Raw genomic sequence first — 13,042 nt, 5'->3', positions numbered from 1 at the left:
ATCTATTCCTCGTCCTTGGTGATTTTGCCGACAGGCGCATTGGCGAATTTGAACAGGTAGGAGTAATCGGACTTGTAGGGGCTCTTGACCGGTGTCGCCATGGAGTGGCAATTCATGCAGCTGCTGTTGGGCTGGATGTAGCTCTCCATGGTCACGTTGGCCGACAGGGCCGGTGTCGGCTGGCCCAACGGGTTACTGGGGTTGTCTGGCATCAGCGGGCGTTGGGTGGTGATGAGCTGGTAGTACTTCAACACGCTTCTTTGCAGGTCCGGGTCGGTGCGGTATTGGGTGTTGACTCCGTTGGTGACCTCGGCAATCGGGGTGACCCGGTTCAGCGGGTTCGGGGTCTGGAACGTGGTGCCGGGTTTGGGCACGCAGACCAGATGCGCGCCCTGAGTCTGCCAGTCGCAGGGTGACTGGTTGAGGCTGGCGGCGGGGGCGGTGGAGTTGAAGTAGGAATAGGCCGTGCCGGATGTCGGCTGGTCGACCCACTTGTCGTTCACCAGCGCCTTGGCCGGAACGTTGTCGATCTGCTCGAAGGTTGACCAGATCCACTGCGGATAGCCGTTCGCCTTGGTGATAATGTGCAGGCCCACCAAACCCAGGTAAGCCTCGGTGACACCGGTGCGCTGGCCTTGGTCGTTGAACGTGGCCACGCGCGCGAGCATGGTCAGGTAGTGACTGGCGTTGTCAGCGGTCGTGAGGATGCGCCAGCTCGATTTGACCTCGATGACCCCATAGGGAAAGTTGATGTTGTTGGCTTTGGAAACGACATTAGCGTTATAGAAACTATTGGTGACGATGTAGTTGTAAGAGGTCTCGTTGGCCGAGATGTCGTAGTAGGTCGGGTTGCCGGCCTGGTCGATCAGCCAGCCGCCGACGGCCTGGTCGACAGCATTCACCTGAGTGCTGTTCTTCAGTGCGGCGATGTTGATGATACCCAGGCTTTTTGCGGTCTGCGGGGTATTCCACGGGCCAGGGTTGGCCCCTTGCGGCAGAAAGATTTCCTCCACGGTCTTGTAGGTCTGCCAGACGGTATAGCCGGGATCCCCAGGCTGCTTGGCGCAGTCGGGATCACCTCGCTGCCCGTTCTGTGCGGGCCAGTTCAAGGCGATGAACATCTGCCAGCTGTACTGATCGAACTGATCCTGACTGGCCGAGGCGGCCGGCGCGGTGCTGGGAGGCTGGCAGTTCAGGCTAGTGGTCTGCGTCGATGGCATGGCCTGTTCCCGAGCCAGGGCTGGCAGGCTGGCCAGACCGAGTAACACCACGGTGTGACGGAGTGAAGTTTTCATGGCGATCCTTCGTCATTGGTCAGGGTTTGCGTTGCATCAGTTTGTCCCACTGCGCTCGCTTGCCATTACCCAGAGAGGGCGGCGGATCGAACAGTTGGCACTGCGGTGGATTCGCCGGGCACATCGCGGCCACCTGCGCCCAGGTCTGGGCCGGGTCCGGTTTGGCGATGCGAAAGTTGGTGTAGTTCTGGCTGACGATGGGCGCATTGGCGACGCTGGTGTCACCGGAGAAAAAGAACGACTGGGGATGCCGGTAGGGCGGTTGTCCTGACAGTTGTTTGAAAAAGGCGTAGCCGAACAGGATCGGACCTTGCGGTGACTCGAGGTCCAGGGCGTAGGCCTGCACGCTGCCATCGAGGTTTTTGCTGCGCTCGGCGCTGTAGGGCAGGTGCTGGATGAAGTCTTGCCGCGGCGGATGATTCATTGGCGAAAACATGCAGCAGGCCGGCATGTCCTTGGGGCGGTCTTGCGGGTAAGTCAGGAAGTACGCCTTGTTGCCCAGGGACACAAAGGAGCAGGTGTAGTTGTTGTTCTTGATCGGGAAGATCGGCAGACAGTATTTCTCGTAGTGCTCCATCATGGCGCCGAAGCCGTCGCCATCCGGCGGGATGTAGGCCGTGTCGTAGTAGCTGGTACCTCGGGAAACGGTGTAGTCCGCCGGGGTCAGGGTCGAGGGTGGATTGCTGTAGGGCGGCGGGTTTTTTTCGTAGTTGTGCATCACCCGGTACATGGTCCAGTCGCTGATCCAGAACGCCGGAAAAAACGGATCGGAAGGGTCGCTCGGTGCTCGAGTGGCGATGCAGTTGCCGTTCTTTTCATGGCACCCCTCGGTGTTGTGCACCCCCATGGTGAAGTAGACGGCGCCGCTGTCCGCCTGGGCGAATAGAGTCGGGCTGAGCAGCAGGGTCAGCAGCAACAATCGGTTCAAGATGCTGGTTTTCATAGGGCACTCCTGTGAAGTGCCGGGTGACAGGCTCGTCACCCGGTGATCCTGCCTGAAGCGTTGTTGTTTTTGCCTTAGTCGTAGTCACTCATGCTGAGCGGGAAGGGTGGGTAATTGCGTTTCACCAGGGACTGTGCCCAGAGCTCCAGCACAGCGCGTCGGCTTTGTGACATGTCGCGGGTGATGGGCATGGCGAGGGTGCTTTCCTCCTGGTACTCCTTGCTGATCAACACAATCAGTTGGTCAATGGCGCCTTCGATTCGCTCCAGGGAGTTGAGTGGCATGTATTTGCTCATGATCGGGTACAGGTAATAGAAGGGCTGCAGGATGCGTGGGTAGATGAAGCTTTCCCAGATCAGGACCCGGGCCTCGGTTTTCGAGTAGATTTTGTTCCACTCATTGACGAAGTCCTCCTGCAGTTTCGGTTCCAGCGGCAGCACACGCAAAGGCGCCAGGAAGTCGGTATAGGCGTCCGTGTAGTTGAAACTGAAAGGGATCTCGGGAGGCTGTTCACCCTCCTGCACGAAGAAGCGCAGGGTCGGAAAACCAGGGGCCCGACCTTTGACGGTCAGTCGTGCAATGCCCTTGGCGTCGGTCTGTATCTGCGTCACGCAATAGTTCACGGTGCTGTTCTGGAGATCCTGCAGTTTGCCTTCCATGGCCACGGGATTGCTGAAGCCCAGGCTGGGGGCCAGGGAGACCGAGGCGGGTGTCGACAGGTATTGTTGATAGGTGACAGGGATTGGCACCTCGGTTGGGGCCTCGGCGTGCAGCGCCATGAGCCGGCGGCCACTGCCCGTGCTCGCCTGGCTGTGTGCTTTGGGGGTATCGATAAATTGCGGCAGATTGGATTTGTTGTTTTGGCGGTTCAACGGATAGTCGTAGAACAACGTGAAGTCGGCTTTGTTGCTGAACGCCAGGTAGTAGTTGCTGGTACTCAGCATGAAGGCGTTGTCGTACTCCGCCACCCAGAGCACGGTGCCGACTGGAGCTGGAAGGCCGTCGTACTGAACCATGATCTGCAGGGTTCTGCTGTCGCCGACATCGATGAAGCTGGCGCTTTCGACAACCTCGGCGGTCCACATCTGCTGGGTGGCGGCTTGCACCGGTGTTGTACCTTGCAGTTGCAATTCCAGCGACCCGGTTTGCAGCTTTTTCCGGGCGCCGGGGCTGAGCGTCAAATCCAGGATGCCGGAGCGTTTGTCGAAGGCTGCCTGTCGATACTGTTCGAAGCCGAAACTGGCCAAGGGGCTGAATTGGCCAGCGTCGTTTATCCCCAGTACGTAATCGCCTGCCTGAAATTTTTCCGCCACCGGAATGTCCGCCTTGCTGTCGAGCGGATAGAACGGGAAGGCGCTCGAGAGATCCAGCGACAGGGTATCGCTGTCGGGTTGGACCTGGGTCGAGATCACTCCCAGCTGTATTTCTACACCTGGCGGAAGGGGCGTATCGCCAGGTGAGGTCTTGTAAGGATTGATGGCGGAGGCGGGGACCAGGCGCCGTCCCGCCGGTGCGGTCGGAAACTCATCCTCAAACCACAGGCCCAGGGTGCCGGCGGTGCGGCTGTAGGCCGGGTTGAAGAAAATATCGGCAACGTTATCCAGGCCTTTTTGATACATCGCCTGCACGTTCTTCTGTATCTCAGGGTCTGTTGAGTGGGTGTTGATGGGGGGGTAGTCGTTGAAAACGCCGTTTCTGTCGTAGCAGGTCAGGTAGGTGGAGAACCTGAACATCAACCCCTTGGCATGTTGTTGCTCCATCTGCTCCTGGAGGTTTTTCAGCAGTTGCGAGTTGCCGATCACCCACTGCAGGTTCTCTTTGGGAAAACAGGTCTGCCAGGTCGTGGTGACATAGATCAGGCCACCCAATGCTCCCCAGTTGAAGTTCAGGAAGCGATCGAGCATCCGGTGTTGACGCTTGAGCGTCACGCCGCACTGATCGTCACCCAGCACCAGCTTGTCGAAGTACAGCGCCGTGAAGGTGTTCTGCCAGGGACTGACGTCGACGAAACGGGCGGGGGTGGGATTCGTGCTGCCGAGGGGGTTGCCGAACAGTTGGTAACCCTTGTCGATCAGCGGATCCTGGTCGACGTAACCACCACCAGGAAGCTCGCCGCCAATGATCACAGACCGGGTCTGTTCATAGCTGACGGTGCCGCAGGCGTTGTCACCGAACAGGTCCCATTCGGCGGGAATCATCGGGTAGCTTTGCGGGTTGGCATTGCCCGGCACTTGCAGGACATAAGCGGGTACGTCGCTTAGTGGCAAGGGCGCTATGGTCCAGGGCATCAAGGTGCTGGCGGCATTCTCGGGATCGATGCCGTATTCAGCGAGAAACCGCCAGTTCATCTGCATCTTGACCGCATCGTAGAGGGGAAGCACATCGTTGTTGTTGGCCGTCGGCGGGTTCCAGAACATATGGCCGTTGAGGTAGATACGGGGGAAATTCAATACGCTCATGTCATGCTCCTTAGCGTTGCCACTGGGCGCGTTTGAGCGACCAGACAAAGTCCAGTTTGTTGTAACCGGCAAAGGCCGAGTCCGGCAGAGGTACTGTGGGGTAGACGATGCCGCCCTGTTCTTTCATGGCGAAGTTGAAATAACCCTTTTGCGCCGAATACGCGGCGGTGTCGTGACAGGCAAAGCACGACGACTGGCTCTGAAAGGCTGACTCCAGCTGAGAGTTGGCCAGCAAGGTCGGGTTGGTCCTGGACTGGACGGCGATCAGTTCGTACTGCGACAACCCGGGATATTGGGCCTGGAATTGGCTGTTGACGGGCTTGGCAGCGGCTATCGGCCCGGTACTGTTGGTCATCGGGGTGGGCGGGATGGCGTTGGTGACGGTGTACTTGCTGTTGTTAATGTTTTCGAAAGTGGTCCAGGCCCAGCCGGGATTCAGTTTGTTGATGATGTGCAAGCCGCTCAGCGCTGCATAGCCGACCTGGTAGTTGCCGTCTTGCAGGTAATAGGCCTGGGCGATGTAGTAACCGTCGTTTTCCAGTGTCTGTTTGTAGGTCGCGTCGGAGCCGATCCACAACCAGGCGGACTTCAATTCCCAGGCGATGGACGGGAATTCCAGGTTGCTGGTCAAGGCGGCTTGACCATTCATGTTGTAGACCTGGCGTTGAACGACGTAATCGAAAGTGCCTTCGCCCATCAGCAGCTGAAAGCGCACGGGTTTGCCTGTTTCCGACGCCGGCACCGCACCGCCCATTTCCAGAATCATGCCATCGACCTGTTGCGTGGCATTGAGGTTATGGAAGATTCGGGACAGATCCATTCCCTGCGCCTTGGCTTGCGTAATCACCGCGTCCGGGGGCGGCACAGGCGTGCCATAAGGGGCGGGCTTGGCGCCATTGGGCAGGTAGACCTGGTCGGAGGGCTTCATGGATTCCCACTCGCGGTTGGGACTCCCCGCGGCGGCAGGCTGGTTCAAGCAGACGAACCAGTTCCAGGCCAGGGTTTCGGGGCTCTGGACAAACGCGGTCCGGGTCTTGTTGACGTCTCCTCCAAACTGCAGAAAGTTGTTGCAGTCGAAGGTGTTCGGGCTCTGAGCCTGGGCCAAACCGGCCAAGGCACTCAGAACTGTTATAGAAATGGCTCGCCGCATGGAAGCTCCTTGGCATTGGCCAGGTCGGTGTGTGGGTGCCCCAGGAAATGCTGCAGGAGCAGTTGCTTCACTGCCGTGGCCGCAAGGTGCTGCGGCAACGGCAGATCACAATTGGTGATGAGCAGCGGGCCGGTCTTCTCGCTACCGGGCAGGCGGCCATGGCTGCCGCGGACCAGGCGGGTGTCCAGCGGAATCAGGTCCATGTAGTAGCGAAAGCCGAGTTTTTTTTGCAGCAAGCGACGCGCCACTTTCAGTTTGGGGAAGCGAATGGCCGGGTCGATGAACAGCTCCAGCGGGTCGTAGCCGGGCTTGCGATGGATGTCCACGGTGCGGGCAAAGTCGGGTGCCTGGCGATCGTCAAACCAGTAGTAGTAATCGAACCAGTAACCCGGTGAGGCCACGGTCACCAGCTCGCCACTGCGGGGGTGATCCAGCTGCCAGGCCCGTTGTTCGGCTTTATCCAGTACCTGCTCGATGCCGGGCTGGCGCTGCAACAACGCTTTGACGCGAGGGATGTCTTGCGCCTGCTTCACGTAGACATGCGCGATCTGGTGGTCGGCCACGGCAAAGGCCGCGCTGGCGCCGGGGTCGAGTAATTCCCAGGTCAGCGATTGGCGCACTTGCAACAAGCCTTCCGAGCGCAGTAGCCGGTTGATGGAAACCGATTGCAGTACCGCTTCGATTCCGTACTCAGACATCAGCATCACCGCCGCGCCTTGCTCCTGGGCAAAGTCCAGCAGACGACCCACTTCAGTGTCGATGGCCCGCACCTCGTCGGCAATCGACGGATGATCGGGACCCAAACGCTGCAGGCTATAGTCGAGATGGGGCAGGTAGACCAATTGCAGGTCGGGTTGGTCGAGCTGGAATTCGGCGATGGCGCAGTCGACAATCCAGCGGCTCGACGCGATGCCGGCCGCCGGGCCCCAGAAGCTCGGAAACGGGAACTCGCCGATCTGCTGCTCGATACGCTCGTGCAACGAGGCCGGTGATGAATACAGACCGAACATTTTGCGGCCGTCGGCCGGGTAGTGCGGACGCGGGGTGATGGCGGCATCCACGTCCGCATGCATGTTGAACCACCAGAACAGCTGGCTGCAGCGGAACCCGGGGATCTCACGTTTGAGTTGCTGCCAGACCTTTTCCCCCTGGATCAATGCGTTGGGTTGCAGCCAGAAACGCACTTCAGCCTGGTCGCGAAAATACCAGCCATTGCCGACGATGCCGTGCTCCGACGGCGGCAGGCCGGTGAGGATCGAGGCCTGCACCGTAGACGTGACGGCTGGAAACACCGGTTGCAGGCTGGCCATTTTTGCCGTTTTCAACAGGGCATTGATGTGAGGCGTCGCCGCCCCCAGCAGCGCTGGGGTCAGCCCTACCACGTTGATCAGCAGCAGCGGTTGACGCGTTTGGTCAGAAGGCATCGGCGTACGCCTCCCGCGTTTGGGGTTGCAGCAATCGCCGTTGCCGCAGTTGATCTTCGACCCAGTGCAGTTCGGCAGCGATCCCGTGGAGTTGGGCGTGCTCGGTAGTGGGCCGCAGCTGGGCGGGCAAGACGCCCCAACTGTAGGTTTCCACTTCCAGCACGGGACGAAAATCCGCATGGTCTGCCAGAAAGTCGAAGGTCTGCGACAGGGCAATCTGACTGCCGCTGAGCTCGGGCAGCAGCAAGTGTTCGCTGAACAGCGGAATGTGGAAATGAATCCTCAGTTCGCGGTATTGCCCCGGGCGTTTTGCGCAGTCGTCGAGCGCGGCGGGAAGGTCCGCCCAGGCCAATAACCGGTCCTGCGCATCGCGGGCTTTCACTTGATGCAGGTAGGTGGTTTCGGCAAAGTCGCTCAAGGTCTTGAGTACGTGTTCGCGCCGGTTGTCATCTTCAGGGGGCAGGTGACAAATCAGGGCGTTGGACAGCTGGATCTTGCCGACGGGCACCCGGGCCTGACGCAACCTTTCCAGCGATTGATAGCAGTCTTCGAACATCACTGCCTGGTGGCAGACATCGAAACACAGCGCCAAGTATTCATGGTTCGGGTCCGTGGCTTGGTAGCGGTGGAAGAAGGCGATGGTCTGATCGGTGTTTTCCAGCACGCAGTCCGGCTCCATTTCCAGGCAGAACACGATCTTCTTGCCCGTCTCCAGATGCAGCCTGGCCAGTGAAGCCGTGAGTTGGCGCAGCAGATGCTCGGCACGCTGCTGTAAGGCCGGGCTCCAGCTAGCGGCATAGCCCAGCGGCACGGTGGAAATCACCCCCTGTTTACAGTCCGGGGGCAGGGCATCCGCGAGGATCCGCGCCAGATTCAGGCTGTACGCCAGCCGTTCCGGATCGGCCCAACTGGGCAGATACACCTCGGCTTTCACCGCGCCCTGATGGAATTGGCCGTAGGGAAAGCCGTTAAGCGAGGTCAGGCGTAGGCCGCTGCGTTGCAGCAGGCTCAGGAAATCCGTGCGAGCCGATGCCTGTTGTAATTCGGACGCGGCGAGGGCGCTGATCCACAATCCACTGTCCTGCTCGTTCAACCCGCGCAGGGTTCGAACGCCCTGAAAGTGCTGTTCGATGGATGACCGCAGCCCCGCCAAGTCACGGGTCGGGTGCACGTTGCTGCAATAACCGACCTGCGCGGCAGCCCAACCCGTGGCGGCACTCATTTGATCACCGGTTCCTGGCCCCGCAGGGCGGAGTTTTCCTGCCACTGCCGACGCTGGTCAATGGGCAGCGGGGTGCTGACCAGGGCTTTGTCCAGTTGGCCGCTTTGGGCAAAAAAGTCCACCGGGTTATGGAACAGCACCTGTTCGACCTGGGTCTCGGTGAAGCCGGCAGCGAGCATCGCCTCGCCCGTTTTGGGCACCTTGAGCGGGTCGCTGATCCCCCAGTCGGCGGCGCTGTTGACCACCATTTTTTCGGTGCCGTATTCCTTCAACAGGGCGACCATGCGCTGTTCCGACATTTTAGTGTTGGGGTAGATCGAATGGCCGCGCCAGCAGTCGCTGTCCAGCACCAGCGGCAGGGTCAATTCGTTGAGGTGGTCGATGATCACCAGGTGCTCGGCAATCCCCACTTCCCGAATCACCGCCAGGGTGCGTTTGGTGCCACCGATCTTGTCGCGGTGCGGGGTGTGCACCAGCACCGGCAAATTGAATTGTTTGGCCAGCTCCAGCTGAGCGGCGAGAAAGCGATCCTCCTCCGGGGTGATGTCGTCGTAGCCGATTTCGCCGACCGCCACTACGCCGTCTTTCACCAGATAGCGCGGCAGAATCTCCAGCACTTCATTGGCCACCGACAGGTCATTGGCTTCCTTGGGGTTTAGGCCGATGGTGCAGAAGTGATGGATGCCGAACATGCTGGCGCGAAAGCGCTCCCAGCCCAACAGGGTGTCGAAGTAGTCGATGAAACTGCCGACACTGGTCCTGGCCTGGCCCTGCCAGAAGGCCGGCTCGATCACCCCGGTGATGCCGGCGGCGGCCATGTTCTGGTAGTCATCGGTGGTACGGCTGACCATATGAATATGCGGGTCGAAATACTTGAGCATGGTGAATCCTCGTCAAGGGGAGGGAGCCGTTGAACATCGGTTCAGAGAGGTGCGGTGAGGTGTTCACGCCATTCCGGCGGCAAGCGTTGCTGCTGACTCAGGCCGACCAGACGCTGGCATTGCGCCGGGCTGAGCAGGTCGAAGGCAATCACCCGGGGCAGCCCGGCGGACACCGTTCGTTCGGCAGCGAGCTGTTCGTCCAGCAGGTCGAGTGCCAGCTGGTTGAGGGTGACGCTGTGTCGTTGCGTCAGGCCAAGCAGGCGTCGTACGTCGAGCCCCATGCCCAGTGCTTTCAGCACCAGTTGATGGAAGGCCCGTTCGCTGTAATGACGCGACGGGTAGAGGGTGTCCAGGGCGAGGGCGGCAAACACCTGGCTGTTGCTGGTACGCCCGGCCTGCAGCGCCAGCTCCACGCAGAGCCCACGGCTATCGAGCCAGTCGAGGGCTTTCAAGGTGGCGATCTTTTCCTGATCGTCGCCCCACAGAAACAGCTGGCGCAGCAAGGGCAATTGCCCGGCGAGGGGTTGTTGCTCCAGGACCTGAGACAGCAACAACGCCCGCGCCATCTGGACGTTGCTCCAGCAGGAATTGTCGGGCAGCGCATGCTCCTTGAGGCTGCGCTTGCACTGGCTACTCAAGAGCGCAGCAGTGTTGGCGTCCGGGCGTTGCTCAAGCCGCTCCTGCGCCTGACGCCACCACTGCTGCTCGGTGTCATCGAGCTGTTGGGTGAAAACCAGGCGTTGTTCGGCGAGGCAGTCGTGGCGCATGTCGAGGGCCACCGATGGCGGTGCTGTGACGTCCATGTTCATGTCGGTTTGATCCAGCGCTGGAAGTGTGGAAGCAGGAAAAACACCAAAACACATAACAGGCTGCCCAGTGGCTGGTTGGCCACCGCCAGCACCAGGGCATCGAACAGCGGCAGGGCCGCCAGGCCAGCGCCGATAAAGGCGCGGACTTGCCGTTGCTGCGGGTTGGCCAGGTGGCGCCAGTAGTGCCAGCCCAGCCAGCCAAGCCAGAGCAACAGCACCGGCCAAAACCAGAGGTTGTCGGAATAGAACGCCAGGGCCAGCGGGCTCAGCATCAGGATCAGGGGGAGGCGGCTTAGTAACTGGTTGCGGTGTTCCTGGCGGGCCAGGTAGGTCAGGCCGCTGATGTAGATGCCCAGCAAAATGGCACAGAGCCAGATCGGCTCCGGTGGCACCGCCAGGCTGGCCGCCGCAGTGAGGTAGAGGGCCGAGCGGCAGGCACCCATCAGCCAGACGCTATGGGCGTATTTCTTGTGCAGCAGGTTGTAGCCGAGGATGCAGCCCACCAGCAGGGTGGCGCTGCCCAGCAACCAGTGCGGTTGGTCGATCAGTCGGCTCAGGCCCAGCACCGACGCTGCGGCCAGCATCAGCAACAGTGCAGTGGCCAGACCCACTTGCTGTCGGCTGACCAGACCCAAAGTGATGGGGCGGGGATTTTGGTGCTGTTGGTCCCAGTCGGCGTCCAGCAAGTCGTTCAACAACATGCCGGCCAGATACAGCAACGACAGCGCGGCCAACAGCAGGATCCACACCAGTGACGACGGCGGCGCCAAGGCACCGGCGCTGCTGGCCAGCAGCGCGGCGGCCAAGGTGTTGGTCCACACGGTGGGCAGGTTGGACACCCGGCCCAGGGTCATCCAGGTTTTCAGGTTCAGTGGAGTCTGGCTCATTGCGCGCAGCCCTCGCTCAGGGTGAGCGCCGGGCCGATGTGGGTGGACAACCGCTGCAGCGCCTGCTCCATTCGTGCGGCATCGATTTCATGCAGATCCACCGACTCGCCAATCCGGCTGAGCATGGGGACGGAGAGTTGCCCGCCCAAGTGCTGGCGAAACTCCTCCAACCCGAGCAGAACCAGGGAACGCCCCTGTGCGTCTTTCTGAGTCAATTCAGGTGGGCACAGGCTAAAGCCGAGCTTGAGCAGCAGAGACAGAACACGTTCGGTGTCAGCATCGCTCAACAGCCCGAGGGCATTGGCATAGAGTCCATCCAGGGCCATGCCCACGGCCACGGCTTCACCATGACGCAGCCGATGGTGGCTGAGATTTTCCAGTTTGTGTGCGGCCCAGTGCCCGTAATCCAGTGGCCGTCCGTTACCGCGTTCGAAGGGGTCGCCAGCGCCGGTGATGTGCGCCAGGTGCAGTTCGGCGCAACGGCGGATGGCATAGCGGCTGGCCGGGTGATCGAAGTGGGCGAGGGCGTCGGCCTGTTGCTCCATCCATTGGAAAAACGCCTGGTCCTTGATCAGCGCCACCTTGACCGCCTCGGCCAGCCCGGCGATCTGGTCGCGGCGGGTCAGGCTGGTCAGTAGCTGGAAGTCGTTGATCACCGCGGTGGCGGGGTAGAAGGCCCCCAGCAGGTTCTTCTGGCCGAAGGCATTGATGCCGTTTTTCACACCGATGCCGGCATCGTTCTGGGCCAGTACCGTGCTCGGAATACGGATCAGGCGAATGCCGCGATGGAAGGTGGCGCAGGCGTAGCCCACCGCATCCAACACCGCGCCACCCCCCAGGGCCAAGACATAGCAATGCCGGTCCAGCCCATGCTGCAGCATGTCGCTGTACAGCTGCTGCAACACGTCTGAATCCTTGCTCAGTTCGCCGGCCGGAACCGCAATCGGCGCAGCTTGCAAATGCAGATCCGTCGCATGGGCGCCAAAGTAGGCATCGATCTGTTCCAGCAGTTGCGGGGCGCTGCGCAACAGATTTTCATCAGCGAACACCAGCACCGTCACTGGGCCTATGTGCTGCGCAGTGAGTTGGCGATGCAGACAGGGGTTGGACAACTCGAACAGGTGGTCGGTGAACACCACCGGGTAGTCGTAGCTGACCTCGAATCGCCCGTGCAGTGGTTGCTCCGCGCTGTGCCTGCGCAAGGTCTTGAACAGGCTGTACCCGGCGATAAACAGCCCGGGCAACACCATGCTGGCGAGGAGGGTCACCAGCAGCGCGTTTTGCTCGACGAGGAAGGTGCCGATGACGCTGTAGGCCAGTGCCAGGCCGGCATTGGCCAAGGTGGTGACCAGCACAAAAGCGCGCAGTGGATAACGCTGCATACCGGCGGCGACCACTGAGGTTTCCGCCAACACCGGCACACCACGCAGGCAGATCAACGACAGCGTGCCCAACCGGTACGCCAGCTGTCCCGGCTGGCGCTGATGCAGACCCAGGCGACCGGACAGCAGACGAAAATAGCCCGCCCCCAACGCATAACCCAGCCCGGCACCGAGGCACAGGCCAATGAAAATCACCAGGTAGCCACCGAGACTGCCGAGCATGGCCACGGCCAGCAGCGCCACCATGCTCGAAGGCACCGGCAATACGACGTCCAGCGCCAGCAGGGCGATCAGCAGCAGCGCCAGGTTGAGTTTCTGGGAAGGTGTCGAGGGCAGGTACAGGTTGAGATGGGTCAGGAAGTCCTGGATCTGTTGTTCGAACAACAGGAAGCTGGCGATCACCAAGCCTGAGAAGCAAAGCAATGAAATCCAGAAATGTCCGGCTGGCCCTCTTTGCGAGAGCGCACGATACCCACGGCTGCGCTTCATCAAGCATCCCTCTTAATTTTTATGACTGATTCCGTGTCAGTAATTAAAAGCAGCGTCTGGTTTTTTAGGTCAATAGGCTCGCTCGCCTCAGGGGCTGGTTA

General features: G+C 60.6%; 10 protein-coding genes. All 10 read right to left on the bottom strand.

Features of this window, described 5'->3' with window-relative positions; genetic code table 11:
- Nucleotides 1–2 precede the first annotated feature (2 nt).
- Nucleotides 3–1,295 carry a hypothetical protein gene (locus F6R97_RS02060; RefSeq protein ID WP_038983103.1) on the bottom strand — a complete coding sequence of 431 codons (1,293 nt, stop codon included), beginning with the start codon at nucleotides 1,293–1,295 and terminating at the stop codon, nucleotides 3–5.
- Nucleotides 1,296–1,314: 19 nt separating this feature from the next.
- Nucleotides 1,315–2,238, bottom strand: coding sequence for a hypothetical protein (locus tag F6R97_RS02055; RefSeq protein WP_038983104.1), 924 nt, complete (start codon nucleotides 2,236–2,238; stop codon nucleotides 1,315–1,317).
- 74 nt (nucleotides 2,239–2,312) lie between these two features.
- Nucleotides 2,313–4,697 carry a hypothetical protein gene (locus F6R97_RS02050; RefSeq protein ID WP_315865942.1) on the bottom strand — a complete coding sequence of 795 codons (2,385 nt, stop codon included), beginning with the start codon at nucleotides 4,695–4,697 and terminating at the stop codon, nucleotides 2,313–2,315.
- 10 nt (nucleotides 4,698–4,707) lie between these two features.
- Nucleotides 4,708–5,847 carry a hypothetical protein gene (locus F6R97_RS02045; RefSeq protein ID WP_038983106.1) on the bottom strand — a complete coding sequence of 380 codons (1,140 nt, stop codon included), beginning with the start codon at nucleotides 5,845–5,847 and terminating at the stop codon, nucleotides 4,708–4,710.
- Complete coding sequence (locus tag F6R97_RS02040) at nucleotides 5,826–7,271, bottom strand: alkaline phosphatase family protein (RefSeq protein ID WP_315865941.1); 1,446 nt, start codon at nucleotides 7,269–7,271, stop codon at nucleotides 5,826–5,828. The genes F6R97_RS02045 and F6R97_RS02040 overlap by 22 nt, the downstream gene beginning before the upstream one ends.
- Nucleotides 7,261–8,493 carry a metabolite traffic protein EboE gene (eboE, locus tag F6R97_RS02035; protein ID WP_050682054.1) on the bottom strand — a complete coding sequence of 411 codons (1,233 nt, stop codon included), beginning with the start codon at nucleotides 8,491–8,493 and terminating at the stop codon, nucleotides 7,261–7,263. Before eboE ends, F6R97_RS02040 begins: the two co-directional genes overlap by 11 nt.
- Complete coding sequence (locus tag F6R97_RS02030; RefSeq protein ID WP_038983109.1) at nucleotides 8,490–9,374, bottom strand: TatD family hydrolase; 885 nt, start codon at nucleotides 9,372–9,374, stop codon at nucleotides 8,490–8,492. The genes eboE and F6R97_RS02030 overlap by 4 nt, the downstream gene beginning before the upstream one ends.
- 41 nt (nucleotides 9,375–9,415) lie before the next feature.
- A complete protein-coding gene (locus tag F6R97_RS02025; protein ID WP_038983110.1) occupies nucleotides 9,416–10,183 on the bottom strand; it encodes an EboA domain-containing protein in 768 nt (255 codons plus the stop codon).
- On the bottom strand, nucleotides 10,180–11,070 hold the full coding sequence (locus F6R97_RS02020; protein ID WP_038983111.1) for a UbiA family prenyltransferase: 891 nt from the start codon (nucleotides 11,068–11,070) through the stop codon (nucleotides 10,180–10,182). Before F6R97_RS02020 ends, F6R97_RS02025 begins: the two co-directional genes overlap by 4 nt.
- Nucleotides 11,067–12,941: a 3-dehydroquinate synthase gene (locus F6R97_RS02015; RefSeq protein ID WP_050682053.1), complete on the bottom strand. Its 1,875-nt coding sequence runs from the start codon at nucleotides 12,939–12,941 to the stop codon at nucleotides 11,067–11,069. Before F6R97_RS02015 ends, F6R97_RS02020 begins: the two co-directional genes overlap by 4 nt.
- Nucleotides 12,942–13,042: the final 101 nt, after the last annotated feature.

The organism is Pseudomonas sp. JV414, assembly GCF_032424305.1.
GTDB classification, from domain to species: Bacteria; Pseudomonadota; Gammaproteobacteria; order Pseudomonadales; family Pseudomonadaceae; genus Aquipseudomonas; species Aquipseudomonas lini.
The sequence above is the reverse complement of the archived record's forward strand: the minus strand, read 5'-3'. Positions and strand labels throughout refer to the sequence as shown.

Coding starts and splice junctions, on each gene's coding strand:
- F6R97_RS02060 (WP_038983103.1), bottom strand. CDS start 1,295: ATGAAAACTTCACTCCGTCACACCGTGGTGTTACTCGGTCTGGCCAGC.
- F6R97_RS02055 (WP_038983104.1), bottom strand. CDS start 2,238: ATGAAAACCAGCATCTTGAACCGATTGTTGCTGCTGACCCTGCTGCTC.
- F6R97_RS02050 (WP_315865942.1), bottom strand. CDS start 4,697: ATGAGCGTATTGAATTTCCCCCGTATCTACCTCAACGGCCATATGTTC.
- F6R97_RS02045 (WP_038983106.1), bottom strand. CDS start 5,847: ATGCGGCGAGCCATTTCTATAACAGTTCTGAGTGCCTTGGCCGGTTTG.
- F6R97_RS02040 (WP_315865941.1), bottom strand. CDS start 7,271: ATGCCTTCTGACCAAACGCGTCAACCGCTGCTGCTGATCAACGTGGTA.
- eboE (WP_050682054.1), bottom strand. CDS start 8,493: ATGAGTGCCGCCACGGGTTGGGCTGCCGCGCAGGTCGGTTATTGCAGC.
- F6R97_RS02030 (WP_038983109.1), bottom strand. CDS start 9,374: ATGCTCAAGTATTTCGACCCGCATATTCATATGGTCAGCCGTACCACC.
- F6R97_RS02025 (WP_038983110.1), bottom strand. CDS start 10,183: ATGAACATGGACGTCACAGCACCGCCATCGGTGGCCCTCGACATGCGC.
- F6R97_RS02020 (WP_038983111.1), bottom strand. CDS start 11,070: ATGAGCCAGACTCCACTGAACCTGAAAACCTGGATGACCCTGGGCCGG.
- F6R97_RS02015 (WP_050682053.1), bottom strand. CDS start 12,941: ATGAAGCGCAGCCGTGGGTATCGTGCGCTCTCGCAAAGAGGGCCAGCC.